The organism is Streptomyces sp. NPDC020884 (assembly GCF_044333935.1).
Lineage (GTDB): Bacteria > Actinomycetota > Actinomycetes > Streptomycetales > Streptomycetaceae > Streptomyces.
This window is the reverse complement of the sequence record NZ_JBIRRY010000010.1, coordinates 387,056-411,665: the sequence shown is the minus strand read 5'-3', so window position 1 is coordinate 411,665 and position 24,610 is coordinate 387,056. Positions and strand designations below refer to the sequence as shown.

Here is a 24,610-nt window from a genome sequence, read left to right as displayed (position 1 = left end):
CCCCAGGCGCGTCAATACGGGACCGCAGTGGGAGACGCGGACGAACGGGTTATGGACGTCCAGCGGTACGCCGAGCGCCCCGTCCGGGCACTTCGAGAGCCCCGGACGGCAGAGCAGCAGCACCCTGGCCCGCTCCCCACAGGATGTCGGCACCTTCGGTTTCAACCGGCACTCGTGGCTGTAATGTCAGCCGCGCTGACTGAACAGTGTCAGTCGCCTCAACTGAATATGGAGTACCTCTATGGAACAGCTCATCGGAGTCATCACGGGCGGCGTGATCGCCCTCGGCGCCGGAATCCTCACCGCCTGGTTCACGGCCCGGCACCAGCAGAACGCCGTTCGCGCCAAGGACCTGTGGGACCGTCGCGCCGCGCTCTACCTGGAGCTGCTCGTCAACCTCGACGGCACGATGTCCTTCGCCGTCGAGCCGCACGCCCCCGGCTACTACGGGCCGAGCACCTCAGAGCAGTTCCAGAAGCGCCGCGAACTGGCGGCCAGGGTCGACCTCTTCGGATCACCGACAGTGCGGTCCCTCTGGGAAACCGCGACCACCGCCATGGGCGACTTCAACATGCACGTCGTCGAGGGCGGATTCCTGGAGCAGTCTTTCAACGAAACGTACCTGCCGGACAACATCACCGAACCTCGCTTCCTGGAGCTCAAGGCTGCCATGGACGAGGCGGAACTGAACCTCGTCAAGCGTCTCCGGCACGAGATCGACGTCGACGAGCACCTCAAGCCCTGACGCCCCGAGACGCACGGCGGCCCCGACCGGGACACCCCGGCCGGGGCTGCTGAACTCGACGCCCGAACGCGCTCAGCGTTCCGCCCGCTCCTTGCACGCCGTACGGAAGGCCTCTCGGTCCGCGTCGTTGTCGGGGTACCGCTGGATCGCCTCGTTGATGCACGTTACGAGCGGATCGCTGTGCACCACCGTGCTCCCGTACTCCTCGCCGGCCTCGGCCGGGCTGGGCGACGAGCACCCCACCAGAACCGCTCCCAGCAGACAGCCGATCGCGGCAGCGGCCACCCGGCTCACGGACCTACCGCAGACCGGTCGACCTGCGACACACGCACGTCCCGGATGTCCGTCAACTTCCCGTTCGTGATCTCGGCAGGCAGTGGCGCCGTGTCGCCCTTGTGCGTCTTGCCGACGCCGAGCTTGTCCGCCGTCACGCCCGTGGAGCCCAGCACGTCACCGTCTGAGTCCAGAAAGTCCAGGCCGACGAAGTAGTTCGACGTGCTCTCGCCCTTGTTGGTGATCTCGTACGCCACGACGAAGGCCTTCTCGCCCCACGTCTCGTGGTCCTGTACGCCGGACTTCACGATCCGGACGTCCTTCACCGCAGCACCCTCGGCCGCTGCCGCTGCCGCTGCCGCTGCCGTCGCCCGAGCCCCGGGCGCCGGCGACTGTTCGACCGCAGCCTCACCGCCGCCACACCCGCCCAGCGCTAACGCCGCGAGCCCCGAAACTCCAGCCAGTACCCAGCCTCTACGCATGCCGTCCCTCCTCGAAATGGAACGGCGACCGTACGACGGAGAGCTGCCGCGCGCCGGGCAGTCCGCTGACTTCGGCCCATACGAGTGATCACTTTCGGCGGCTTGATCGGGTCAGGCATGCGCCCGTCGGGCGAGCTGGGCGGGAACACGATCACGCGAAGTGCCGCCATCCGCCACCCTCCGCCACTCACGCCGCTGACCAGCGGGGACACCCTGCCCGCCCCTGGCCTGTCCGGGGGCGGGGCGCCTCCCGCTCACGTCAGGATCGGTCGCTCTACGTGCAGGTGCTCCACCTCGCACCCGACCCCGGCCGCGCGGGCGCGCGCCCCGATTTCCTCAGCCACCGCCACCGAACGATGACGGCCCCCACCGCACACGACGTGCACGTCCACCCGCAGCGGCTGCTCGCCCGACCGGGGCGGCACGTCGAGCAGGGCCAGCAGCTGCTCCACGCTCCGCTCTACCAGCCGCGAGGCCCCCGGCGTGGCCAGGACGTAGTCCCGCACCTCACCGACCATCCCGTTGGAGTGGAGCATCCTCTCCCGCACCGCCGGGTCCTCCGGCGGATTCCGCAACACCCTGGTGTCCACGAGGAGCGCCGACCCCCGAGGTGCTGCGTGGTGACCGTCGCCGTACGACATGATCACGGACCGAACAAGACCGCCGCGGTCTGCGCCGCGTAACTCGCTGGTTTCCATGCCTCCAGTCTTCGGCACCTGCCGGAGACCGGAAGCCGAATCGGCCTGTTGCTCGTTGCCAGTTCCCGGGCAGCGCACAGCCCCCGCCTCGAACGAGGCAAGGGGCTGTTGCTGTACTCTCCCCGCGTCCAGCGCATGGGGCCGGGCGGACGTCCACGCCGCCCGGCCCCATGCGCGTGCTCAGGGACGGCTCACGTCGTGCCGCGCGGTGAGCCGCCGTCAGGCTGGTCGTCCTGTAGGTCCGTCCGAGTTCCCGGGCGCTTCGGGTTAGCGGCGAAGTACGCCTCCACGACCGACTCCCTCCAGCGAAGCCGCGTGCTCCCCTGCACCGGCTCCGGCGCGGGGAAGACCCTTCGCTGTCGCGCGGTGTGCACGGTCTGCCGGCTGACCTCGAACCGGTCGGAGATCTGGGTAAGGGTCAGCAGTTCATCGCTCCCATCCTGTGGGTGCTCCTCGGACACGGCGCCCCGCCGCGAGCATCGGCGGCCTCCTCGACAAGACCATCCCCAGCGTCTTCGCGTACGGCGCGGCCTTCGTGTTCATCCTGCGTGGCTCGCCTGCCAGGGCGTGGAGTACGTGCTGCGCCGGGAGCCGAAGCGGGCCCTTAAGGCCCGGGTCGCGGGGGTGGTTCCTGCTGCTGATCTCCATGGGAGCGGTCCTCGCGTTCGGTATCGACAAGGGCGAGGAGGTCGCAGGCGCGGCCGGCGCGGCGGTGGACTTCCTGTCCAAGGGGATGTGGGTCATCGCCTAGTCGCTGCCGCGGTATCGGCGAACTACATCGAGGGGCCAGCCGGCGAGGAACGCCACGTCTTCGTCCGGTGTTGTGGTCGTGCCAAGCCAGTCCCGCAAATTCTCAGCGAGACTCTCCGGGACACCGCCGGTCTCGACGTCGTCGTCATCGTCGTCAGGCATGTAGTCGATATGAATCCATTTGCCCTCAGGGTCGAGGTGTTCGGTGCTGCCGCAGCCGCTCGCGATGACCTCGCCCGTTCGCCAGTCGGTGTACTCCCAGGTGCTCTGCCCGTCGTCTGCGAGGCCGATCTGGCCGCCGCTCACGATGCGATGTCCGGATTGCTCGTAGGTGCGGATCCTCTCCTGCCGGTCTTGTTCCAGCGCCAGGTTGAGTTCCAGCAGTGCACGAATGTATGCGCGGATCAGGTCAGCGGCACACGCCTTGGGCGTATCGGTGACTGTGCAGGACAAGGTTTCCTCCTGAGAGTTTGGAGACTGCTTCGGCCCGGCTCCGGGGCCCGGGGCCAGGCGAACCATCGAGTGAACGATGGTGGCGGGGGAAGCGTCACAGCCGGGGTCCTCTCGGCTGCTGGCCCCTTGCTGACGATGGTTTCGAGCAGGGACGTCCGGATTGCATCTGCGTCGTCAGCTCTGTTCGGCACCGGCTACGGGCGTACGAGATCATCATCCGGTGGGTCTCAGTGGAAAGCGGGTAGCCAATGAGGCGGCGAGCGGGGCTAGAAGGCTCCGTGGCTCATGCTCAGCGTGTGCCACCACTGCATTGTTCGGGAGACGTTGTCTTGCACCTTGATTCCCTGCCTGTTCTCGCACTCGCCGGTGGTGCTGGTTCCGGCAAAACTGCCCTGGCGAAGGCATTCGCCGTCACCGTGCCCGGCACTGCTGTCGTTCACCTAGACCAGCACTTTCACACGGACCTGGATAGAGCTCCGACGGTGCCCAGCTTTTCCGAGTGTCCTGGACATGTGATCGACCACAGCGACCCCAGGTCGATCGACTGGGCGGGTGTTCAGCACGCCATCGGAGCCGCCTGTGACGCCAAGCGCGTCCTTGTAGAGGGGACCTTTGCACTGGAGCATCCGATCCGAGAGCTCGCCCGCTGGGCGGTGTACCTGCACACGCCTGACGACGTGCGACTCGCACGCAAGATTCTTCGGAAGTTCGAGGACGGCGGCGACCCCAGAGCCAGCCTGCTTGGGTATCTCGCGCGCGGGCGCGCCGCCCACCATCAGCACGTTGCCAGCAAACGGAGCTTCGCCGACTTCGAGCTCGATGGTGCTCAGACGATTGAGCATCTGGTCGACCAGCTCTCCACGGCGATTCGCCTATGAGGGAGGGTCTCCGCATGCTCCGGGGTGGTGTCACTCACCGACCGCTTGACCTGGCGCATCGATCCAGAACGCCTTGTAGAGGACGCCTGGGTGCCGGTGAGGGGCCGTGACGCGGCCGCCTACGGCATAACCCATCGCCGTTACGTCCGCCTCCAGGGCGTTCTGCTCGCGCTCCTCGTTGAAGATGCCAATGATCAGGCGTCCTCCGGGGGCAACGATGTTGGTCAGGAGGTGCTGGACGTAGTCCTCGCGAAGCGTGGGAGGGACATAGTCAAGGCCTGTGCGCACGAGCGCGAAGGTCCTCGGAGGTGTCCAGCCCATGGCGTTGGCGTGCCAGATCCGAGTGGTCCACTGAGAGCACCTCTCGCGAGCCAGATCTACCAGGGCCTGGGAGATGTCCACACCGTAGGGCTCGATCGTGATGCCGTCCCGTGCGGCCCACGCAGCGAGGGACTCCATGAGGTGACCGTTGGCGCAGCCGATATCGAGTAGGTCTCCTCCTTCAGGCGGTAGGGCCTGGACCAGGGGGCGCCGGGCGTGTTCCCACTGGGCGGCATCTCCGCTGTGCCCGGACTGAGCGCGAGGGGTGCCGGCGGCGAGGTATGCCGGTTCGATGAGGGCGCGAACTGCTTCGTGCCAGCCCTGCTGGTTGATCCGGCCAGCTGTGAACGCGGCATCGATCGCCGTGAACTCCCGCCACCCGCGTTCCTTTGCCTCGGCGAGGGCTTCGGCTGCCGATGGTTCTGCTGCCATTTCGCTCTACTTCCGTGCCGTTTGAGGTGGACGTCTGACCGTGTTCCGTGCGGAGGGCATGTGGATCTGATGGCCGTTGGGCCCGGCTTCGATCCCGAGGTCCTGCCAGCACTCCGTCGAGAGCTCGCTGGGCCACCCGAGTTCTGTATGCGCGCGAGGGTTGCGTTGGCCTCGCACTCGCATGAACTCCACCTTGGCCACGAACCTTCCGGTGGCGCCCCCGCGCCCGTTGCCAGTGAGACGAGCGAGTAGGTCGCAGCCGAAGGGGCTGTCCAGCGGGGCAACCAGCACGCCCCCCGGACGGAGCTGTTCCAGCCAGGCTGGGGGGATCTGGCGTACCGAGGCGGTGGCCACGATCCGGTCATACGGGCCGGAGGGCGGGTAGCCGAGCTCGCCGTCACCGGTGATGACGAGCGGGTCGAAGCCGAGGCTGATGAGGTTGGTGCGAGCCTGGACGGCGATGTCGGGGTCGATCTCCATGCTGACGACGGTTCCGGGGCCTGTGCGAGCTGCCAGGAGCGCCGTGGTGTACGCGGTGCCGGTCCCGATCTCCAGAACGCGGTTTCCGGGGCTAGGAGCGAGGTGACGAAGGAGCTCGATGATGACGCCGCTGGAAGAGATCGAGCTGGTGAAGGCCCCCCGGGCCGGGGCGGACGGGAGGACCCGACCGTCGTCGATCTGGGTGATGAGGGGGGCGCCGGTGCTGTAGACAGCCTTGAGCCAGGCACGTGGCCGCGCAGCTCGGTCGATGAGACTGTGGAGGCCGTCCTCGCGCGGGGCGGGCCACCATACGCGGTCCGGGACGAAGTGCTCCCGGGGCACCCGGAGGTAGGAGTCCCGCAGCCAAGAGGCGTCGGCGAAACCGCGAGGGCTGGCGCTCATCTCCTCAGCGCAGCGCCAGCGGAGGCTTTCGGCATCGACGGCCATCTAATGCCTACTCGTCGCTGTCGTCGGGCTCGGGCATGGGATTGCCCGGGTCACCAGGGCTTGAGTACGGCCCGCCGACCTGGCCGTCGCCGGACTGGCGGTCATCCCCGCGAACGACGGCACCCTTCGGCGTGAACTTCATCTGCAGTCCTCCCCGGGGAAGTTCGTCACTACCCACGGTAGGCGAACGTGGCACTCCTCCGAGAGATTTCGGCGAATCACTCAGTGGGCCTCGAACGCGTGGCCGGCAGGGCAGCCCTCATCTGTCGCAGCAGGGCGGATCCTGCGGATCGACAGGAGCTTCCCGCTGCGGCGAGGTAGACCCAGGTGCACCGCTACAGCACCAACGCCGTGCTGGGCCGCGTGGAGACATTCGCGCGTGCTTGCCAGGTGGGCTGGCTCTCAGCGTCGATATGTACCCACGACGGCGACGGAGGTCAGAGAATGCGTTACGAGAAGATCACCCCGGACATGCAGGTGAAAATAGGTGATGCGCCTGGTGTCGTAGTCCACACCCGGCCCGCCAGCAGTGCTACCGACGCGGTGTTTGTCCTCAACTACATCGATGGGTTGGCCCTCTGGGTCACGGCCGCGAGGCTGACCGACCGCAACATGACCCCGTCGCTCCCCACGCTGCTCAGGTCCCCCGACGGGAATGAGGGCGACCGAACCTTCTGGTACCTCGGCCACGAGTGCCGAGTGCGCAGCGACTGGAGAGACGGCTCCGGCCCCTGGACCGTCGAGCACGTCGCTGAGGACGGCACCCGTACGGTGGTCATGCGCGGCCAGCGCGACGCCACGGCCGCTATGCAGGCGACCGTCACCGCGATGACGGCCATGCGGGCCATCGGTGTCGGCGGCGCCCCGGTTGAGTACCTCGTCGAGGCTGCGGACCGAAACGTCTTTCCGCTTCGCGCGACCGAGCACCCGGATGCGGACGAGGACGGACGTCTGCACGTCGCAAGTCTGGCCGAAGTGCCTGCGGTGGTCGAGGGCTTCACCAGGGCGACCGCCCGTGACTTTCTCACGGCAGAGGAGACTCGCCGGGCGATCTACCACTGGGGCGCCTATCCGGTGTACGCCGACGGCTCGCTTGGACAGCCGACCCTCTACCGACCGTAGTCTCTGGAGGGCTGGCAACTTCGTGGAGCCAGTCCAGGAGAGGACAGCTTGCGGAGGTCTCCCCCTCGTGCCATCGCCCTGAGACGGGACCAGCGGCCCCCGTGTACTTCCCAATCAGGGGTGCGACATGCTTGGTGCGCTGTACCGGCGATCACTCCTCGCCGGTACAGCGCACCCGCCGTCGCCGAAGGGGTACTGGCGTCATCCGATCGATGCATGCTGCGGTCTCCGAGGGTGTCTCGGTCCGCTGTCCGGGCACGGTCAGCCCATGAAGCACATGGCCTCGGTTTCCGCTCAGACAACGACGCTTGTCGGGCCATGAACATGTGCCCCGACTGGATCAATAGGTGACATTCTGTCCGCCGTGCACCTCCCGTACGACGACATCGCCGAGCAGCACGCCGACCTGATGCGACTGCTGCTTCCGCACCTCAACGAGACGTTGCCCGACGGACAGTTCATCCTCGGCGTGCTGCCGCCCCCCCCGCCGGCGGAGGCCGTGCGGGTTGCCACCGGATCCTCTCCGCAGGCGCCCGCCGAAGACCTGACGGTGTGGGAGATCCCGCTGCGGACCGATCTCGGCTCCGAGGATCTGCTCGGCGGCGACGAGGTCCTGGGCCTGGTGCGCGCTCTGCATACCGGCACGCAGATCTACTCCAGCAGCCGGCTGAGTACGGTGATGGGCATGCATCTCGTGCTCGTCGACCCGACGAATATGACCCCGGCACCTCCGAACAGGACGGACATCACCACGAACATCCTGCGCACACTCGTGCGGCCCTGGACCGAGGAGCAGCCCGATCCGCGGCTGCGCGGCTACCTGCGGTGCCCCGACCGGCTGCGCCTGTACCTCGACCGCGAGAACGACACCACGGTGGTCGCGGCTGACGTGCGGCCCGACGGAGCCGTGACCGCCGTGCTCGCCGCACTGGACTCCCTCCTCTCCGAACCCGGTCAGCAGCCCGACGGCGACCCGCACTGCAGTCGGCTCCTCGACCTCACCCGCTGGTAGCCCGTCGCGCAAGCCGAGTCGGCTCGTGCGGGACGGAGACCAGAAAGGGTCAGCAGGCGGCCGACCGGGTGGGCGAGAAACCGCACCGCGAGCGCCCTTCGTGCCGCGGACCTCGCTCCTTGGGGCCACCGGCATGCGAGAACCGGACCCTCGACGCGCGGCGCAAGCAGGCCGTGATCGGCGACGGCGGCCAAGCGCCCTTCGTCCGCACCGTCAGTATCTGTAGCCGCCGGACTTTGGCTCCGGCTGCTGAGGCTGCTCCTTCGGAGGGGGCTGCCCGCTGCCGCTGCTCTGCTGGTCCTTGTCCTTCGCCGTCACTTGATCACCCCCGGAGTACCGGCCGTGATGGTCCCGGCCACTGCCTCGGGGTGGCACAGCATCGCGGGTGAGTCCATCGGCACCGACCAGTAGATCCGGGCTCCGGAGGCCCCTGTCGTTCCGGGCGCGGGGACACCGACCATCGAACCGACGCCCAGGCACATGGTGCCCGGCTCCGTCCACGATCGGGCGACCGACGCCGGAACAAGAGCGTAGTACCAGCCCGCGAAACGGTCGCAGATCACCGGGCCGCCTTCCAGGCGCCGCGCGAGGCACCGGTCGATGTCGTCCGGGTCGCGGCTGAGCGCGACGTCCTGAATGCGGGCCTCCGGGATGCGCACGGCGGAAAAGAGTCCTCCGCACCGCATCATCGCAACGCCGCCTTCTTCCCACGCTCTCCGCGCCTGGTCGCGATCCTCGGCCGCCCCGAGCAGCCAGTGCCCGGATGCCGTCCAGCGCTCGGCAGACGAGACAACTAGCGTTCCTGACGCTGTACTTGAGGTCGCCCAGACTGCGGTCATCGGGCACATCCCGGGGGCCTGAGGTGGGTACGCTTCCGCACGGCGGCTCGTATCAGTCGTCTTCTCCCGGGGCAGCGGTTGCCACCGCTGCCCCGGGACTCAGTCGTCTGAGAGTGGTCTTCCGGTGAAAACCCCACAAGCCCACCAGGGGGATCCCCATGATGGGTACCCCCGTGGAAATCCACGCCTCGCCCCACCAGGAGGTGCCCATGACCGACGAGCCACTGACGGCTCTACCGCGCGCCCTCCTGGACGGCGACGACGAGGTTCGGCAGGCGCTCGCCGCCCATGACTTCGGCACCGTCTTCCGGCTGGTCCGGGAACGCGCCGGCATCAGCTACCTGAAAATTGCCGAGGAGTGCGGCATCAAGGCAGAGCGCGTCGGGACGCTCGCCCGTGGCCACGGCCGCGTCGGCACCTTCGGGAAGATCGCACGGATCTCGGACGCCTTACGCATCCCCGGGCACATGGTCGGCCTCAGCCCCCGGCCCTGGGAAGCCAGCGACGACGTCACCGAAGGAGCCCCCTTGGACCGCCGAACCGTTCTCCACGCCGCGACCACCACCGGCCTCGCCGTAGCTCTCCCTGCCCTCCACCGGCCCGACGCCCCCCGCCGGGTCACCCCCGCCCACGTCGAACGCCTCCGGGCCCGGACCGCCCGCCTGCGCCGCCTCGACGTGGTCCTCGGCGGTGGGGACACCTACCGCGTGTACCTCGCGGAAGTCCAGCACACCAAGTACCTCCTGCGCCGCAGTTCCTTCACCGGCGAGACCCGCCGCCCTCTGACGGCGCTCCTCGCCGAACAGGCTCAACAGGCCGGATGGGCGGCGTTCGACGCAGGCCGTCACGGCGACGCGACCGGCCTGTACGAGGAGAGCCGCGACTACGCCCGGGAAGCCGGAGATGACGACCTGTACGGCAACAGCCTCGCCTTCCTCGCCTACGGCGCCAGCGACAGGCGGACCGCTGTGACGAGCGCCCAGGACTCCTGCGCTACGATCACCACCCGCACCCCGGCCACCGTCCGCGCCCTCCTCTACGAGCGCCTCGCCTGGGCCAGCGCCCTCGACGGCCAGGCCACCGGAGCCGAACGCGCGCTGGACGCGGCCCACAACGCCCTGAACAGCGCACCCGACAGCGAGCCCCAACCGGACTGGGCGGCCTGGGTCGACCACAAGGAACTGGACATCATGACCGGCCGCTGCTGGACGGAACTCCAGCGCCCACTGCGCGCCGTCCCCGTCCTCACCCGCGCACTGGGCCGCTACGCCGACGACAACGCCCGCGACAAGGCGCTCTACCTCTCCTGGCTGGCGCAGGCCTATCTCACCGCCGGGGAAGTCGAAGAAGCCGCCGCTACCGTGGGCCGTGCCGTCGACCTGGCGCACGGTGTCGCGTCCGAAAGGCCCCTCCAACGCATCGCTCCCCTCATCGACGACCTACGCCACCACGACGACGTCCCCGCAGTCCGTGGCCTGATAGCTCACCTGGCGGCCTAGGCCGGGGACACCGAATCCCGGATCCACGCCAAGCACCGGTCGGCACCCGCCACGATCGGCACGGCGCACACCTCCGGGCTGTCCCACGGGTGGGCCTCCAGCAGGTACGCCTCCAGCTCCGGGTACCGCACCATGGTGGTCTTGAGCAGCAGCTGCCACTCCTCGCCGGTGCCGTACTCACCCAGGTGCCAGAACACGCTCGTAACGGGGCCAACGATCTGCGCCCCCGCCGCCAGGCGCCGCTGAACTGCCGGCCCGGCGAGAGCAACTGCCTCCTCTCGCGTGGGCGTTGCCGTCGATACCTGCACATAGTCCGTCATGGGCCGAGCGTATCGGGCAGCTCTCGCCGCTCCCCATGTCGCAGCCGACGCGGCACGGCCCGGCCAGGCGGCCGGGCGGTGTTCAGCCGGGCCGACGCGGGCGTTCTCTCAGGCGGGTTTGCAGGCGATGTCACCCCGCTGCCGGGTGTGGTTGCCGCGTCACCGGCATCCACCTCGTCATCCAGCCCTCTGCCGCCACAGCGGGAGCCAATACCGTCAGCGTGAGCGCCCAGGAAGCGACGCACCTGGCTCGGCGGGGCATGCCGCTGCCCGGTGCGACCGGTCGACTACCGGCACCGGTCCGGCGGCGGCCTGAGGGTGTACCCCACGAGCTCAGCCCTGCCCACGACTGCCGCGCGCCCCGCCGCCCCGCACGCCGCCAGGCCCCGGACCCCGGCTGGGGTGCCGCCGTCACCTGAACGACTTCAGCGAGGCACTCCGATCCGGTATGCCGTCGTGGCGTACGTTCATGACCCGGTTCAGCGCCCTATGTTGTCCGGCATGAGCAGCCGAATCCCGCGCGGACGCGGGGGCAGGAAGGGACAGCAGCACCGGGCCACGCCGGGTGATCTGCGGTCCTACGAGGTGACGCCGGCCTCGGAGGTCACCGTCATCAACGCGGACGGCACGGTTGAGACTCAGCCTGCCCGCAAGGCCAGAGCCGCAATGCCGACGGCGCGGCGTCCCTCCCGTCGCGGGCCGACGGTCTGCGCGATGTGCGGCGACCCGGTCAGCGGGAGAGTGTGGGTCAGCCGGGAGCAGGGGCCGGCCCGCGGAAAGCCGGTCCATGACGTGTGCGAGACCAAGGCGCGTGCCTTCGCCGCGGAGCAGCGGGCGCGGAAGGCGAAGATCAAGGCGGAGAAGGCCGCGGCGGCTGCGGGGAGGCCGATGTCGTTGGTGGAAGAGAACCGCCGCCTGTTCGCCCGGCAGGATGAGATCCGGCGCATGCGGCAGGGCCGCCGCTCCTGAGCACACACCACTGAGCTCCCTGGCACGTCGTGCGGTTGTGTTGTCGGCCGGCTCGTCGATTTCGGTCAGCTCGCCATCATTGACTGGAGATCGTTGAGCGAGAGTTCATTCGTGCCGCGCTCGTCCGCAGTGCTCTGCGTCCAGGCGACGATCGCCGGATGGGCGTACTCGTACGCGGTGCCGGCGGGTGTGGGCCCGCCGTTGTTGCGGGCGATCTGCGTGAGGTAGGCGGCCAGGGCGTGGGGGCCGCCGCCGCTGTAGCCGAGGTTGTATCCGAGGCCGTGCTGCTGCGGCAGGATCGACAGGAGTCCCTTGGCCGTTCGGGCCCAGAACAGTCCGCGGCCGGTGATGAACCTGCTGAAGGTGTCGTCGGGGCGCAGTTCGAGCGGGGCGTAGGTCGTATAGCTCCACCGGTCGATGCCGCCCGGGTCTGCGTGTTCGAAGTGCTCGCCCACGACGGGCAGCCCGAACTCGGGGTCGTAGAAGGTGCGACGGCAGGTGCAGCCCGATCCGTCGATCGCAGCGGGGCTGTTCCTGTCCTCCGTGACGCACGGGTGGAACAGCGACGGGATCTTCACCGGCGCCACAAGCGTGCAGTGCAACGCGTCAGGTTCACAGCGCTCCAGCCTGCTCAGCCACTCTTGAAAGTGAGGCGTAACGGTCTGACGCGCTTCGATGTCCAGCTCGGCGTTCAGCGATGCGGACGCGACGCCGCGGCCCGCCTCTGTGTAGAGGACGAAGTGCAGGTAGCCCTTCTCCGGGTCGGTCAGGTTCAGTTCTCGCGGCTCGAACGTCAACGTGGAACTCCATGCGTGCGGTGCTGGGCGGTGAGGTCACAAGACGCGGTGCTCGGGGCGCAGGGTCAGGCCGCTACTGACGAACTGCTCGGTGTCGTCCGGCCCCAAACGGAGGGCGCGGGAGATGACGGCTGCTTCGTCGTCACTGGCGAAGCCGAGGAAGATCTTGTGGCTGGCCGGGTCGGCCATGACCCGGCGGGCGACTTCGATGGTGTGGGCGACGCAGCCGTAGGTGCCGTCCTCAACGATGTCCCGGCGCGTGGTGGCGTCCCGGACGTTTAGCTGGAGGCTGGCGCCCTCGGTGGAACAGTCCTCGTCGGAGCCGGCGCCGAGAACGCACCGCCCGAGCAGGGCTGCGCGGGCGGTGCGCTGGAGGTAGACGGCCTTCTCCAGAAGCCGGTCGACTTCCCTTTCCGTGTTCTCCCCGTCCCTCTCCCGGCTGAAGAGCGGGGCCTTCGGGTCGCGGAGCTGTACCCGGATCTTCAATTCCGACAGGTCGTTGGCGAGGTCGTCGGCCGTGCAGAGGAGGCTCACCAGGTCCACGTCGCCGGGCTGGCGGGGCGGAGGCAGTTCGTCGGGATAGCCCTCCAGTGGTTCCAGCGGTTCATTCAGCTCGGTCAAGGTTCCTCCTGTGCCGGGATCGACGCACCGATTGTCAGTCCGTGTCGCCCGGCCCTGCGGGCGAAAGCGGCAATCAGCCACAAACTGGCCAGTTGATGTCCATTCGGCTCGGTGTACGTCGAGGCTGTCCAGGCTGAGGCGGGGGTGGTGAGCAGATTCGCTGATCGCACACCGCCGGAGCGGGACGCGTCGTACGGTCGGGTTCCACAATTGGCGACCGAGCGGTGACGCTGGGTCAGGTATGGGGAGGTGTCAGGGTGGTCCACGCCCGTACGTACCCGCTGTGGCGGGACCTCGCGATGAGCGAGGACCTTCCCGGGGAAGCGCTCAAGACGGTGATCTGCGCACTGTGTTCCCCGGCGACGGGGCCGGCTGGCGGCTTCGATGCCCAAGCCGACCGGTGGCGGGAGGAGGCACTCAAGGCCGCCTTGCCCGTGCTGCTGGCCCGGACATCGGCCAAGCGGCTGCGGAGCCAGCTCCTGGTGCAGGCCGATGAGAGCATGCTGGCCGCTCTAGCCGCCGACGGCACCGTGACCACAGGGGATCTGCCCGCCATTCTGCGCCACCGCCCGGTCTGGCCCGGGCTGGTCTCCGCTCTGGCACGCCGTCCCGACCAGGTCGACGCGGCGATCGGCCTGCTGCCGCGCCTCCGCGCCCACGAGGTCGAGCGCGTCGTCCGGGACTGGGACCCGGACCGCTACACCCGCAGGAAGGACGCCGCGCCGGTCCCACCTCTGCCGCAGAAGCTGTTCGACGCCGTTCTGGAGGCTTGTCTGGCCCCGCTCACCGCGTATCTGCTCCACCCTCTGCCGGAAGGGGGCTGGGAGTCGGTGTCCCTGCATGTGAGGGACTGGTCGCTGGAGCTGAGCGGCCGGGACGCGTGGGCGATGCTGGCCCGGTGCCCCGAGCGATGGCCCCAACTCGCGGCGCACCCCGTATTCGGGGCGGCTGTTCAGCACCTGCTGCTGGACCGGGCCGAAGCCCAAGCCATCGAGGACGCCCAGCTGCATGCCGCCACCAACCCGGACGGTGAGGAACCGCCCGCCGATCCGGCCGGCGCCCTCAGCGAAGACCTGCTGCGGGCCTGCCTTCCGGCCCTCTGCTGTCCTGAGCTGGCCGAGCTGCCCAACCCTGAGGTCACCGCCCGCAGAACCCTGCACCACATCGCCAGCCGTATCCACAGCAACCCGCGCCTGGCCGACATCGCCGCCGAGCAGCTGCACACCGCCGCCGACGCACTCGTCATCCGGGGCAGGCTGCTCGACTGGGTGGACAAGCAGCAGACCGACTACGAGTTCACCAGCCGTATCCTGCGCCTCGCCGAGGACCTGGCCCTCCTCAGCATCAACCCCGACCACCTCGCCGCGGCCTGCGCCCACCTCGCCCGCCTGGACCAGCCCGCGGTCGTCTCCCCCGCTCCGAGCCCGAGGCTGACCCGCGTCCTGAGCAACATCGATCCTGACCACGACCGCCCGGCCCGGCTCCTGGAACGCCACTCCGAGCACCGCCGGGTCCAGACCCTGGCTACCCTGGCCGCCAACCCGCACACGCCGCACGCCGCCGTCATCGAGGTCCTGAGCGGGCTGCACCCCGCCGAACTGGCCTGGATCACCGAGAAGGCCGACGGCCCCGACTGGTTCCTCGCCGCAACGGCCGCCGTTCCGGCCCCCGAAGAGGAGGACCAGGGTGTGGTGCGACTCCTGGACGACGACGAACTCGCCAAACACCCCGACCCGGCGGCTGTCCTCCAGTCCTGGCTCGACTCCCCCGCCGCGGAAGACGGTGGCTTCTCCCGCTCCGAGATCTACCGGGCGGTTGCTGCCTCCCGCCACCACACCGTTGAGCACCTGCGCCAGATTCCCGCCGACGAGGTCCTCACCGGTCACGGCCCCGACGGCGCCGTCAGGCTCCTGGTGGAACACTGCGGCCGCAGCGCGGGGCGGTGGGAGGCGCTTGCCGTGGCCATGAGCTTCGGGTACGACGAGAAGAAGGTGTCCTTCGGCCAGCTCCTCGACTCCCTGGACCACACACCCGTCCGGCGCCGCGCGTCCTGATTGCCTGATGCAGATCCCGACCGGCCTGGTGGCAGGGCTGCCGGCGGCAGACCGGAGCGCACGCCCCCGACCTCGAACCACAGGACCAACCGGGCCGGACCCACCGGCCGCCAGGACCCCGCCGACGGTGGGCCCTGCGCGGATCACAGGTGTGTACGGACCGATAGAGCCACCGTGCGTCAGCTGGACTGCGTCCCGGGATGATGAACCGCATCGAATCCCTCGGCATGCAACTGCTCCGGGCTGGGGAGGGCGGCGTGCATGGCGACGATGACGCTCTCGCGGACAACACGATCGCGGGCGGCGTTGCGGGCCAGGCATGTCTGAAGCGGGGCGTCGAACAGCACAGCGACGACCCGGCGGCCGTGGGCGCGGGCCCGGGCCAGCAGGTCGGCGCGGGAGGCGGGCTCGATGCTGGTCGAGTCGCATACCGTCGTACGGCCCCGGCGCAGCCGCCCCTCCAGGATGAGGGCCCGCACCGCCAAAGCCTCCTGGGAGGCGCCCTGATCCTCCTCGGAGTCGGTGAGCAGCTCCCGGTAGAGGTCGAGGGAGACCCGCGAGCTCGCGGGACCTTGGGCGCTGGCCCAGGTCGACTTGCCGCTCCCGGGCGGGCCGACGAGCACGATCACAGTGCCCGGCTCCCAGGCCCGCGGCACCGGGGTCGCACGGAAGGTGCCCTCGGCGGCCGTCACCGGCCGGTCCCGTTCCCCGGGAGCGCGCGGGCGATGAGCGGAGCGCGGGGCGTGCTGCCGACACGCGTCACCTGCGCTCGTACCTGTTCTGCCACCGTATGGTCCTGCCGATCGTGTACGCGGACGAGGAAAGGAGCGCCTGCGGGCAGTGCGCGAGGGGCCCGGCCCAGAGCGGGCGTTGTGGGACCGCTGAAACCGGGAAAGCGATCGGCCAGGCCGCGCGTAAAGGAGCGGGCGAGGCATCGGGGGGCCCACTCATTCAGGTGGAGAGCGTACTGGTGTGCCCGGTCGTGGTCGGTGAGCTATCGGATCCGCACTTTGATCACGTCAGCCCTGCCGAGGGCTGTACTTGAATGCCAGTGCGAGGAGAATCGGACATGAGGGGACCTTATCGACCAGGTCTGACATCGGGCGCGCGTACCCGGCCCGGCCGAGAAACGGGCTCCGTTCCACGGATGCGTGCCCGGGGCGGCGTTGCCAGCGTCGTGCATCTCAGCGCAGCAGCCTGTAGTGGAGGAGGCGCTGGCGTGCGTCGGCTGTGGGGAGTCCGAGGCTGCGGCCGATATCGGTTCCGTTCTCTTCGGCGTCGGCCTGCGCAATCTGCGCCGCCAGCGGCCCGTTGTCCTTCACGATGTGTTCCAGTATGGCCATCACACGGATCGCGGCCAGAGGTTCGTCGTCGGTGAGGCACGTGACTCGCTGCGCGACCTGGTCCAGCAACATGGCCAGTTCGGCGGGTACGGGGACGGCGTGGGCCTCTACGTCGTCGCGGATGTGCTGGGTCCAGTCAGTGTGGGGCCCGGAGGTGTCGTAGAAGTCGGGGGCTTGCCGGTCCACCTTGTCCCAGTCGAGCGGGTAGGTGGACTTCCCCCGCCAGCCGCAAGCGCACACGCCTCGAAGAGCAGTTGCCACCGGCCTGTTCAGCTCGCCCGAGTAGACCCACCAGTCGCTGCTGCGATGGACGCTGCCGCTGCTGCCGATGTCGAACACCAGAGGTTCCGGCTCGCTGCCGTCAGCCAACAGTGCTCCGGGGCGGCCCTGGTGCACGCGCCCGAACTCCCCTGTCTCCCACATCCACATCGGCCCGTCCTCTTCCCGCTGTACGAAGGTGCTGTCCGTACCGACGATGCCGGAGTGGGTTCGGCTGCGACCGGTGAATCCCCGAACCGGTGACCCGTAGCGGTCCGGGGTCATTTCGCTCTTTCGGGCGCACGGCACTCGCTGCCGTTGCGGGACGTGCCCGTCGCGTACGGGCAGCTCCTCATCGATCCGCGGCGCCGGTCTGCGGGCCGTACCCGCGCCGGACGGCGCGACATAACCGCTACAGAAGGGCAACCGGTTCTCCGGCTCCTCACCCCGCTCTACGTAAACGGGACCTCGCCAAGGCGACGAAGGGACGCGTGCAGAAACGATCCGCTGTTCCCGGTCACACCTCTACCGCTGAGATGGGTTGGGGTGCATCGTGGTCGTGGTGACACCGCACCTGCCAGAGTGAGGTTTCCCTTCTCGGGTCCTGCCCGCGCCCCCGTCGCGGGCGGGGCCTGCCGCTCCTCCCGGCTCCCCACGGGAGGCTTCGCGGCTGCCCGGAATCAAGACTGAGGGAGTTCCCCGGGACGGATGGGCACGATGGTGACATCGGTGGCACCGGCAGCTTCGAGCTCCCCCTTCCGGCTGCTGGCGCTGTTCTCGTCGTAGGCAACGGAGGACGCTCTGCGTTGCCCAGCTGCATCGGTCCAGGTGAGGGCATAGTTCTGCATAGTGATCGGCATGCGGCTCATCATGACCGGTGGGTATGACACTGCTTCCACGTCGGCCGGTACGACTTGCCACTCGGCAGGGTGAAGCGGTCGCGGTTTGCGTCTGGTCGGCTTCGGCCACCCGGTACGAAGGCTGCATGATCACGACCACCGTGCGGGGCCTTGCCGCTACCGCTCTCGCTGTCCTGCCCCTGCTCGCCGTTGCTCCGGCCCAGGCCGCCGAGCCCCTGCCTCTGGCCGAAGCCGTTCAACAGCTGCCCCTTGCTGCTGAGTCCCGGGAGGGGTACCAGCGCTCCAGCTTCAAGCACTGGGTGGACGAGGACAAGGACGGGTGCTCGACCCGAGCGGAGGTGCTGATCGCGGAATCCCGAGTGGCCGCCACGGTCGAGCCCCGATGCAAAGTCACCGCAGGCCAGTGGTTCAGCTTCTATGACGGCGTCACACTCACGACCCCGGGTGGCCTGGACATCGACCACATGGTCCCGCTCGCCGAGGCGTGGGACAGCGGAGCCTCGCAGTGGACCGCGGCCCGCCGCGAGGCCTACGCCAACGATCTGTCTGCCGAGCGGTCGCTGGTCGCGGTCACCGCGAAGACGAACCGCAGCAAGGCCGACCAGGACCCTGCCCAGTGGTTGCCGCCGCTGGCCGACGCCCGCTGTACCTATGCTGCGGACTGGGTGTCGACGAAGCTGCGCTGGGACCTGTCAGTGGACGAGGCGGAAGCTGAAGCCCTGGCCGAGCTGGCGGAGGGCTGCGGCCAGGAAGTTGTGGAGTACGAGCCGGCCGTCTAACCTGCCGCCCTGTCGCCAGCACACTCCGTCAGGTGAGGTCACCGACCAGGCCCGGCATCGTCCCCGCCGGGGCGCCGGGACGCTATGCCGGCCCCGTTGCGGCCAGTACGGAGTTGTCCGGCGCGTATGGCGGGGCAGGCCGACCTGCGCTGCCGCTGACCGCCCACCGCCCAGAGCGGTCACGGGCCGCTGTGCTGGGTAGGAGCGTCCCGGACAGGGGTCTGGATCTGTGCTGGGAGTGGCGATGCGGTTTCCGCAGTTCAACGAGTGCGGCCCGGTGGCGGGCTACGAGCTGGAGGCACTGCGGTCGTTGAACGCCGCGTTCCTGACGGCGCGCTACGAGTGGCAGACGGCGTGCACGATGTGGGACCGCCTGAACACCGCCGGCGAAACGGCTGAACTGCGCAGGGCACCGGCGTCCTTCTCGTTTCATGAGGAAGCCGTCGGCCGTCTCGCCAGCGGAGTGAGCGAGTACGAGCGCCAGGCGGCCCTGGTCGCCTGGCGGTACACGGCGGCCGCGCTCGTCCTGGGCGTTGCCGTACTGCGGCGCATCGCGGAGAACAAGCCGCCCCTGACGGTCACAGGGGTGGAGGAGCTGTGCCAGGAACCGACCCTGGGACACCTCCACGAAGCACTGTCGGTACCAGTGCCCGAATTGGTGCCCGAGCGCCGATACCCCGCCGACATTCCCGGTGAACGTGAGAACTCCGCACGGCAGTGGGTCAACGTACGCGACGGGGTGGCCGACGTGATCGACCTGGTGCTCGAGCTCGCCACCGACGAGGAAGCCGCCCACCCCAGGACTAAGGACGAAGCCGCCACCTGCCTGCTCACCCACCACTGCCCGCCCCACACCGATCCCGTCTACGACGGCGTTCTGCAGCAGCTCTTCCAGCTAGCCGAACAAGTTCCGTACAGCATCGCCCGGATCATCGACCACACCTGAAGCCCCGCCGTATGTTCGCCCCCTGCGGCAACACGGAAACAGCTGTCGTTCGCCCACGAGGTGTCCGGGAGCGGCACGAACGACTTCGAGTTCCTTGTATCGGCACCACGTCGTCTTGCTCGCCCCATGCGTCCCCGTGGTGCTCCTCCTCGCGGGCAGCCCGCTACGTCGCCCCCTTCGCCACCCTGGACGGCAAGACCGCGGACAGTTCACGCTCGGGTTCGTCGATCCAGAGCCACTGCCCACGTTCGGCGACGGAGATCCCCGCCCGGGCGCGGGCGGGACGCCGGAGGGCTTCCCAGGCGCCATGGGCAGCTTCGGCTTCGTCCCAGAGCCGGCGCGGTCCGTACTGGGCGACGGCGTACTGGTGGGTGTCGGGGGTGTAGTCGGCCGAGGCCCAGGAGCATTGGTCGTCAGCGAGGATCCAGAGGGTCATCTCGCCGCTGTTGTCGTCCGCGGTGACGGGGAGGTGCCAGGCATCGGGCAGAGCCAAGCCGATGTAGAAGAGGGCGTCCGCGTCCTGGGCGATCGTCATGGGTGACAGGCTGGTCGTGGTGTGTCCGGCGTCCTGGCGGTGGTGCAGGAAATCGTCCAGGTAGCCGCGCTTCGGCCTCCGGGTACGAGAGCGCATGAAGGCCGGGTAACCGGTGAACCTCCCCTCGGCGCGACCCTCGCGAACGTCGAGGACCGCGAACGAGTACGGGAAGAAGGAGCCGCCCCACGGGCTGACGATGCGCCCCAGTGGCGCTTGTTCAACCCAGGCGTAGGGGATCTCGTCAACGGCGTACGTGGCGATGACCCGCTGGTACGGGGCGCCTTCCGGCCACCCACGGCCGCCATCGCCGGCCACGATGCGTGGGGACAGGCGGGCCGCCGCGTTGTTCCCCACGGCCTGCTCGGCAAGAGCCGGATCGACTTCGACGGAGACGACCCGGTCGGAGCCCAGTCGGTGGGCGAGCCACGCTGCGTTGAGCCCCGTGCCCGCGCCGAGTTCTAGAACGCGGTCGGTGGGCTGCACCTCCAGCAGGGCTAGCGCCTCCAGCATGATGGAGGGCTGGGAGCTCGACGATGTGGGCAGGCGGTATTCGTCCGGGCCCGACGCGCGGCCGTCGTTGACCTGGGTAGTGATCGAAACGTCGCTGTAGGCCGCCTCAAGCCACCTCTGCGGCGTGGCCGTGCGGGAGATCAGCTCATCGCCGACCTCAATGGCCTCCGGGAGGAACAGCTCGCGCCGTACGGCAGCCACAGAGCCCTCCCAGGGGCCCAAGGACGCACCCTGGGCGCGCAGTATCTCCAGTAACTCGGCGGGCCGGGCCATCACTTCTTCTCCGGAGGGTTGCTCACCGGTCCGCTCTACTCTGCTGTGGATGCCTGCACGTCTTATACCGAAGCCGCAGGCGGCGACGTTGTGCCGGTCGCTGGAGGCGGAGGCGTTGATCCTGTTCGTACGGGGACGAGGTTGTCCGGGTTGTCGAGCCAAGGGTGCTGACCTGCCGCGTCGACGGTGAGTCCGTAGCGGAGCATGCTTGGGGCCCCCTGGTTCTGCCAGAGATCGTGCAGGGCGACGGCTTCGTCGAAGAGATCGCGCGGTCCCCACTGAAAAACATGGTCGGGGCCGATGTAGGCCCAAGAGTCCTCGGAGGACATCCACCGGCCGTCCGCTTTGATCCCGAGATGGACGCCGGGTAACTGAAGCCCCAGGGCGAACAGGGCGTCCCGGCTCTCGAGGAATGCAGGCTCAGCTGCGAGAGGTTCTGCGCGGCTGACGGCCCAGGCGTCGTCGGTGAAGAGTGCTTCGAATCGTGCGACCTGTCGCTGTCCGCGTACGAGCATGAACTCCAGCGGCAAGGTGAAGCGGCCGGCAGCCTGCCCTTCGTCTACACGGAGCTGCACCATCCCTTGGCCGCAGAGAGTGGAGGCGAAGGGCGTGAGAATCATCCCTCCTTGTCTGGTCTGGTTCACCCAAGGCAGAGGCACCGACATGACTGCGGCAGTGGACACGATGCGGTCGTAAGGGGCGCCGGGCGCATACCCCTGTTGGCCGTCTCCGGTGACGACAGTGGTCTTCGGGTAGCTGGCGGCTTCCAGAGCTGCCCGGGCGTCGGCGGCCAGGGCGGGGTCGATCTCTACGCCCACTGCGTGTTCCTGGCCGACGATCTCGCTGATCAGGGCCAGGTTGTAGCCGGTTGCCGCGCCGATCTCCAGGACCTGCAGTCCCGGGGCGAGTTCGGCTGCGGTGGCCATCTGGGCCACTGCGCTGGGGAGTGAGGCGGAGGATGTCGGCGTGATCCAGTGGGGGTCCAGCCGGTCAGGCTGCCCGTCCTCGACCTGGGTGACCACGGCGACGTTGCCGTAAGCGCTGTTCCACCACAGGTCTGGTTCCCTGCGGCGGTCCACGGGGCGGTAGCCGCCCTCGGCGTGGTCGTCATCGATCCAGACCTTCTCAGGCAGGAATCGGTGACGCTGAACCCTGCCCATAGCCTCGCGGACCAGCGGATCAGCCAGGTGGCCCAGATCCGCGAGCGCAGTGGCCAGTCGGGCAGCGGCCGTGGCGCCTGCCGCTTCCTCCTCCGCCACGGTCACTGGCTCTTGCCGCCATGCTTCGGGCCAGGGGCGGGGCCGCTGCCGTCCGGGCTCGGCTTCTGCCCGATGCTGGGGCCTCCCGGCTTGGCGTGGCTACCGCCCTTGCCGTCGTTCGGGCCACCTGCCATCTGTCCCTCCATGGTGTCGCACGATTGCTCCTCGCATCGTCGCAGACGGCCACACGCCTTTTCACGCAAAGTGACAGCCGTGTCCGGAATCAGGCGCGCTGTGGCCTGTCCTTGCACGTGACGCGCCCGCAGCGCCGCGCGCAGGTGACACCAGACCCGGGTCCGCCGCTGTCACTTCAGCGGACCCGGCTGCGCGGGAGGCGTTTTTCACGCGGGTTTGTAGGCGATGTAGCCCCACTGCCGGGTGTCGTTGCCGGGGCCGGCGGGGCCGGGGTGCCACCTGTTGATGGGGCCGAGGCCGGGGTGGGGGATCGTCAGCCCGTCGGCCATGGCGAGCATGGTGTCGGCGGTGCTGGCCACGTAGGGCTGGGTGCCGGAGTCGGCGTAGGAGCGGTTGGCGGCGTCGATCTCCGGTGAGGCCAGCGTGGTGCACAGGACGAGTGCGCTGCCGGGGGCGAGGCGAGAGGTGTAGGCCTGGACCAGGCTGATGGCCTGGGTGGGGTCGGTGACGTGGCCGATGACGGACATGAACATCAGGACGACGGGCTGGTCCAGGTCGAGGGTGCGGGCGGCCTCGGTGAAGATGGTGTCCGGGCGGTTGAGGTCGGCGTCGAGGTAGTCGGTGGCGCCTTCGGGAGTGCTGGTGAGCAGGGCGCGGGCGTGGGCGAGGACGATGGGGTCGTTGTCGACGTAGACGATGCGGGCGTCCGGTGCGGTGCGTTGGGCGACTTCGTGGGTGTTGTCGGCGGTGGGGAGGCCGGTGCCGATGTCGAGGAACTGCCGGTAGCCGTCCTCGGCCACCAGGTGGGTCACGGACCGTTTGAGGAAGGCGCGAGTGGAGACCGCGAGGTCGACGGCGTCGGGGAACTCCATCTTCATCTTCTCGGCGAGCTCTTGGTCGGCGGGGTAGTTGTCCTTGCCTCCGAGGAGGGCGTTCCAGAACCGGGCGGAGTGCGGTTTGTGAGGCTGGAGGTCGATCTCCAGGTTGGTCTGGTAGTCCGGGGTTTCGGTCATCCGGGGTGGGCCCTTTCTCTCCTGTTGTGCAGGGTGTGGCAGCGGGGTAGTGGGTGGCGGGGCGAGGGCCGCGGTTTCGTCCATCGCCGCCAGGTAGGTGCTCACTGCTGCGGGGTCCTCGGTGAGGGCGGCGGCCTCGGAGTGCAGCCCCCTGGTAATCAGCCGGTCGTCCAGCGCAGGGTGGGTGTAGCGCAGGATCGACGCGGGTCCCGACAGCAGCAGCGGATGCCCGCCGTCGGCGGCGCGGATCACCTGGATGGTGATGCCGCTGCTGCGGTCGCGGGTGTAGCGGTCGAGGAAGTCGATCTGTTCGGACATGGCCGCTCTCCCGCCAATGGGCCGCCGCAGTACCGCGTCCTCGATCAAGGCCCACAGCACGGCCGGCCGGCCGGGGCGGTGCAGGACGCGCTGTTGGCGTTCGCGCAGGAGTTGAAGGCGTCGCTCGATCTCCCCGTCGCCGGCCTTCGGGTGGTGCAGGTGCAGGAGGGCCCGGGCGTATTCGGGGGTCTGGAGGAGTTCCGGGACGACGCCGGGGGCGTAGACGCGGATCAGCTCGGCTTCGGACTCCAGGTCGATCACCCCGGTCATGTGCTCGGGCAGCACATCGCGCCACGGGTGCCACCAGCCCGGCTCTTTCGCCTCCGCCAGCGCTTTCAGGACCGCGTCGGCCTCTTCCTCGGGGGTGGTGTAGAGGCGCAAGAGGTGGCTGACGGTGGCCCGGCGCGGCACGGTACGCGCCAGCTCCAGTCGGCTGAGCGTCATGGTGTGTACCCCGAGGGAGCGCGCGGCGTCCTCCAGGGTGACCCCGGCCGCCTCACGGCGCGTCCTCAGGCTGGCGGCGAGGAGCCGCAGGGCCACGGTGGGCCCGGAGCGAGGCCGCGACACAACACGCCATCCTCTCGATCGGCTACGGGATCGAACCCTATCCACCATGCCCGCTTCTTCGTCGGTATGCACTCTGTGGGGTTGCAAAGTGCTGTGGGTGGGTTGATGGTGGACAAGGCCCATCAGGCGCAGACCGTGAGCGAGGACCCCTACCGTGTACGTCTGCATACCGGCAAGGGGCGACGCTGACCGGCATGTCCGGCGCATCGTCACCGCCGAACTAGAACTCCGCCGCTGCCCCGAGCAGCAGATCCAGAGCGCCCGCGAGGCCGTCACCGGCCTCGTCACGCCGCTCTGCGGCCGGAGGGGCGTCACCAGCATCCACCTGATCATCCAGCGCTCCGCCGCCACGGCGGGCGCCATCACCCTCAGCGTGAGCGCCCAGGGAGCAGCACACCTGGCTCGGCGGGAAATCTCGCTGCCCAGTTCCAGGCCACCGGCCGACGACCGGCACCAGGCCGCCGACAGTCCGCGGGTGTCCCCAGCAGCTCGCCGACCGTCGCTCCGCCCATGACGGCTACCGCGACACCGTCCTGTACGGGGCAGTCGCCAGAAAGCCATGCGCGGCAGCCCCTCTGAGGTCAGGCCGCCGGACTAGCGGAGAAAGTGGACCAGTTGCTGG

26 protein-coding genes and 1 pseudogene are annotated in these 24,610 nt (G+C 69.0%); 10 read left to right on the top strand and 17 right to left on the bottom strand.

Annotated elements, in window-relative coordinates:
* Window positions 1-241 precede the first annotated feature (241 nt).
* The gene (locus ACH4UK_RS29700) at window positions 242-745 is read left to right on the top strand and encodes a hypothetical protein (RefSeq protein ID WP_398361187.1); all 504 of its coding nucleotides are present in this window, start codon (window positions 242-244) and stop codon (window positions 743-745) included.
* Window positions 746-817: 72 nt separating this feature from the next.
* Here ACH4UK_RS29700 and ACH4UK_RS29695 read toward each other — a convergent pair whose 3' ends face one another.
* From ACH4UK_RS29695 to ACH4UK_RS29680, 4 genes are all read right to left on the bottom strand, one after another.
* Complete coding sequence (locus ACH4UK_RS29695) at window positions 818-1,039, bottom strand: hypothetical protein (RefSeq protein WP_032794196.1); 222 nt, start codon at window positions 1,037-1,039, stop codon at window positions 818-820.
* On the bottom strand, window positions 1,036-1,344 hold the full coding sequence (locus tag ACH4UK_RS29690) for a hypothetical protein (RefSeq protein WP_398361185.1): 309 nt from the start codon (window positions 1,342-1,344) through the stop codon (window positions 1,036-1,038). Before ACH4UK_RS29690 ends, ACH4UK_RS29695 begins: the two co-directional genes overlap by 4 nt.
* 410 nt (window positions 1,345-1,754) lie before the next feature.
* Entirely contained in the window at window positions 1,755-2,141 is a 387-nt protein-coding gene (locus tag ACH4UK_RS29685) for a hypothetical protein (RefSeq protein WP_398361229.1), read from the bottom strand.
* 804 nt (window positions 2,142-2,945) lie between these two features.
* The gene (locus ACH4UK_RS29680) at window positions 2,946-3,401 is read right to left on the bottom strand and encodes a hypothetical protein (protein WP_398361183.1); all 456 of its coding nucleotides are present in this window, start codon (window positions 3,399-3,401) and stop codon (window positions 2,946-2,948) included.
* A 512-nt stretch (window positions 3,402-3,913) separates the two neighbouring features.
* Between ACH4UK_RS29680 and ACH4UK_RS29675 the strand changes: the two genes are divergently transcribed.
* Complete coding sequence (locus ACH4UK_RS29675) at window positions 3,914-4,279, top strand: hypothetical protein (RefSeq protein WP_398361182.1); 366 nt, start codon at window positions 3,914-3,916, stop codon at window positions 4,277-4,279.
* A 30-nt stretch (window positions 4,280-4,309) separates the two neighbouring features.
* Here the strand turns inward: ACH4UK_RS29675 and ACH4UK_RS29670 are convergent, their stop codons facing one another.
* Window positions 4,310-5,032: a class I SAM-dependent methyltransferase gene (locus tag ACH4UK_RS29670; protein ID WP_398361181.1), complete on the bottom strand. Its 723-nt coding sequence runs from the start codon at window positions 5,030-5,032 to the stop codon at window positions 4,310-4,312.
* A 6-nt stretch (window positions 5,033-5,038) separates the two neighbouring features.
* The gene (locus tag ACH4UK_RS29665) at window positions 5,039-5,914 is read right to left on the bottom strand and encodes a protein-L-isoaspartate(D-aspartate) O-methyltransferase (RefSeq protein ID WP_398361180.1); all 876 of its coding nucleotides are present in this window, start codon (window positions 5,912-5,914) and stop codon (window positions 5,039-5,041) included.
* Window positions 5,915-6,403: 489 nt separating this feature from the next.
* Here ACH4UK_RS29665 and ACH4UK_RS29660 point away from each other — a divergent pair, with 489 nt between their 5' ends.
* Window positions 6,404-7,081 carry a hypothetical protein gene (locus tag ACH4UK_RS29660; protein WP_398361179.1) on the top strand — a complete coding sequence of 226 codons (678 nt, stop codon included), beginning with the start codon at window positions 6,404-6,406 and terminating at the stop codon, window positions 7,079-7,081.
* 364 nt (window positions 7,082-7,445) lie between these two features.
* The gene (locus tag ACH4UK_RS29655; RefSeq protein ID WP_398361178.1) at window positions 7,446-8,093 is read left to right on the top strand and encodes a hypothetical protein; all 648 of its coding nucleotides are present in this window, start codon (window positions 7,446-7,448) and stop codon (window positions 8,091-8,093) included.
* Between the two features lie 314 nt (window positions 8,094-8,407).
* Here ACH4UK_RS29655 and ACH4UK_RS29650 read toward each other — a convergent pair whose 3' ends face one another.
* Complete coding sequence (locus ACH4UK_RS29650; RefSeq protein ID WP_398361177.1) at window positions 8,408-8,752, bottom strand: hypothetical protein; 345 nt, start codon at window positions 8,750-8,752, stop codon at window positions 8,408-8,410.
* Window positions 8,753-9,141: 389 nt separating this feature from the next.
* Here ACH4UK_RS29650 and ACH4UK_RS29645 point away from each other — a divergent pair, with 389 nt between their 5' ends.
* Entirely contained in the window at window positions 9,142-10,431 is a 1,290-nt protein-coding gene (locus ACH4UK_RS29645; RefSeq protein ID WP_398361176.1) for an XRE family transcriptional regulator, read from the top strand.
* On the opposite strand, the gene cutA is transcribed toward ACH4UK_RS29645, so the two are convergent.
* Window positions 10,428-10,751: a divalent-cation tolerance protein CutA gene (cutA, locus tag ACH4UK_RS29640; RefSeq protein WP_398361175.1), complete on the bottom strand. Its 324-nt coding sequence runs from the start codon at window positions 10,749-10,751 to the stop codon at window positions 10,428-10,430. The two genes, ACH4UK_RS29645 and cutA, sit on opposite strands and share 4 nt — an antisense overlap.
* A gap of 501 nt (window positions 10,752-11,252) precedes the next feature.
* Between cutA and ACH4UK_RS29635 the strand changes: the two genes are divergently transcribed.
* Window positions 11,253-11,720, top strand: a complete 468-nt coding sequence (locus tag ACH4UK_RS29635; protein ID WP_398361174.1) for a hypothetical protein — start codon at window positions 11,253-11,255, stop codon at window positions 11,718-11,720.
* A gap of 65 nt (window positions 11,721-11,785) precedes the next feature.
* Here the strand turns inward: ACH4UK_RS29635 and ACH4UK_RS29630 are convergent, their stop codons facing one another.
* Window positions 11,786-12,517 carry a hypothetical protein gene (locus ACH4UK_RS29630; protein WP_398361172.1) on the bottom strand — a complete coding sequence of 244 codons (732 nt, stop codon included), beginning with the start codon at window positions 12,515-12,517 and terminating at the stop codon, window positions 11,786-11,788.
* 36 nt (window positions 12,518-12,553) lie between these two features.
* The gene (locus ACH4UK_RS29625; RefSeq protein WP_398361170.1) at window positions 12,554-13,138 is read right to left on the bottom strand and encodes a hypothetical protein; all 585 of its coding nucleotides are present in this window, start codon (window positions 13,136-13,138) and stop codon (window positions 12,554-12,556) included.
* 257 nt (window positions 13,139-13,395) lie between these two features.
* Between ACH4UK_RS29625 and ACH4UK_RS29620 the strand changes: the two genes are divergently transcribed.
* Window positions 13,396-15,192 carry a hypothetical protein gene (locus tag ACH4UK_RS29620; RefSeq protein WP_398361168.1) on the top strand — a complete coding sequence of 599 codons (1,797 nt, stop codon included), beginning with the start codon at window positions 13,396-13,398 and terminating at the stop codon, window positions 15,190-15,192.
* A 179-nt stretch (window positions 15,193-15,371) separates the two neighbouring features.
* Here the strand turns inward: ACH4UK_RS29620 and ACH4UK_RS29615 are convergent, their stop codons facing one another.
* Window positions 15,372-15,884, bottom strand: a complete 513-nt coding sequence (locus ACH4UK_RS29615; protein ID WP_331759617.1) for an AAA family ATPase — start codon at window positions 15,882-15,884, stop codon at window positions 15,372-15,374.
* Between the two features lie 492 nt (window positions 15,885-16,376).
* The gene (locus ACH4UK_RS29610) at window positions 16,377-17,078 is read right to left on the bottom strand and encodes a hypothetical protein (RefSeq protein ID WP_398361167.1); all 702 of its coding nucleotides are present in this window, start codon (window positions 17,076-17,078) and stop codon (window positions 16,377-16,379) included.
* A gap of 700 nt (window positions 17,079-17,778) precedes the next feature.
* On the opposite strand from ACH4UK_RS29610, the gene ACH4UK_RS29605 reads away from it, so the two are divergent.
* Both ACH4UK_RS29605 and ACH4UK_RS29600 read left to right on the top strand, forming a co-directional pair.
* Window positions 17,779-18,432, top strand: a complete 654-nt coding sequence (locus ACH4UK_RS29605; protein WP_331759620.1) for an HNH endonuclease family protein — start codon at window positions 17,779-17,781, stop codon at window positions 18,430-18,432.
* Between the two features lie 244 nt (window positions 18,433-18,676).
* A complete protein-coding gene (locus tag ACH4UK_RS29600) occupies window positions 18,677-19,378 on the top strand; it encodes a hypothetical protein (protein WP_398361165.1) in 702 nt (233 codons plus the stop codon).
* Window positions 19,379-19,541: 163 nt separating this feature from the next.
* On the opposite strand, the gene ACH4UK_RS29595 is transcribed toward ACH4UK_RS29600, so the two are convergent.
* The 5 genes and pseudogenes from ACH4UK_RS29595 to ACH4UK_RS29575 form a co-directional block, all read right to left on the bottom strand.
* Entirely contained in the window at window positions 19,542-20,624 is a 1,083-nt protein-coding gene (locus ACH4UK_RS29595; protein ID WP_398361163.1) for a methyltransferase domain-containing protein, read from the bottom strand.
* Window positions 20,625-20,758: 134 nt separating this feature from the next.
* Complete coding sequence (locus ACH4UK_RS29590; RefSeq protein ID WP_398361161.1) at window positions 20,759-21,955, bottom strand: methyltransferase domain-containing protein; 1,197 nt, start codon at window positions 21,953-21,955, stop codon at window positions 20,759-20,761.
* A 2-nt stretch (window positions 21,956-21,957) separates the two neighbouring features.
* Entirely contained in the window at window positions 21,958-22,089 is a 132-nt protein-coding gene (locus ACH4UK_RS29585; protein WP_302185778.1) for a hypothetical protein, read from the bottom strand.
* Between the two features lie 207 nt (window positions 22,090-22,296).
* Entirely contained in the window at window positions 22,297-23,691 is a 1,395-nt protein-coding gene (locus ACH4UK_RS29580; RefSeq protein ID WP_398361227.1) for a Scr1 family TA system antitoxin-like transcriptional regulator, read from the bottom strand.
* Window positions 23,692-23,775: 84 nt separating this feature from the next.
* Window positions 23,776-24,036, bottom strand: a pseudogene (locus ACH4UK_RS29575) (helix-turn-helix domain-containing protein); the annotation flags it as partial.
* Between the two features lie 106 nt (window positions 24,037-24,142).
* Between ACH4UK_RS29575 and ACH4UK_RS29570 the strand changes: the two are divergent.
* Window positions 24,143-24,502, top strand: a complete 360-nt coding sequence (locus tag ACH4UK_RS29570) for a hypothetical protein (RefSeq protein WP_398361159.1) — start codon at window positions 24,143-24,145, stop codon at window positions 24,500-24,502.
* The last annotated feature ends 108 nt before the right edge of the window (window positions 24,503-24,610 follow it).

Coding starts and splice junctions, on each gene's coding strand:
- ACH4UK_RS29700 (WP_398361187.1), top strand. CDS start 242: ATGGAACAGCTCATCGGAGTCATCACGGGCGGCGTGATCGCCCTCGGC.
- ACH4UK_RS29685 (WP_398361229.1), bottom strand. CDS start 2,141: ATGTCGTACGGCGACGGTCACCACGCAGCACCTCGGGGGTCGGCGCTC.
- ACH4UK_RS29670 (WP_398361181.1), bottom strand. CDS start 5,032: ATGGCAGCAGAACCATCGGCAGCCGAAGCCCTCGCCGAGGCAAAGGAA.
- ACH4UK_RS29665 (WP_398361180.1), bottom strand. CDS start 5,914: ATGAGCGCCAGCCCTCGCGGTTTCGCCGACGCCTCTTGGCTGCGGGAC.
- ACH4UK_RS29660 (WP_398361179.1), top strand. CDS start 6,404: ATGCGTTACGAGAAGATCACCCCGGACATGCAGGTGAAAATAGGTGAT.
- ACH4UK_RS29645 (WP_398361176.1), top strand. CDS start 9,142: ATGACCGACGAGCCACTGACGGCTCTACCGCGCGCCCTCCTGGACGGC.
- cutA (WP_398361175.1), bottom strand. CDS start 10,751: ATGACGGACTATGTGCAGGTATCGACGGCAACGCCCACGCGAGAGGAG.
- ACH4UK_RS29635 (WP_398361174.1), top strand. CDS start 11,253: ATGAGCAGCCGAATCCCGCGCGGACGCGGGGGCAGGAAGGGACAGCAG.
- ACH4UK_RS29610 (WP_398361167.1), bottom strand. CDS start 17,078: ATGACCCCGGACCGCTACGGGTCACCGGTTCGGGGATTCACCGGTCGC.
- ACH4UK_RS29605 (WP_331759620.1), top strand. CDS start 17,779: ATGATCACGACCACCGTGCGGGGCCTTGCCGCTACCGCTCTCGCTGTC.
- ACH4UK_RS29600 (WP_398361165.1), top strand. CDS start 18,677: ATGCGGTTTCCGCAGTTCAACGAGTGCGGCCCGGTGGCGGGCTACGAG.
- ACH4UK_RS29585 (WP_302185778.1), bottom strand. CDS start 22,089: ATGGCAGGTGGCCCGAACGACGGCAAGGGCGGTAGCCACGCCAAGCCG.
- ACH4UK_RS29580 (WP_398361227.1), bottom strand. CDS start 23,691: ATGACCGGGGTGATCGACCTGGAGTCCGAAGCCGAGCTGATCCGCGTC.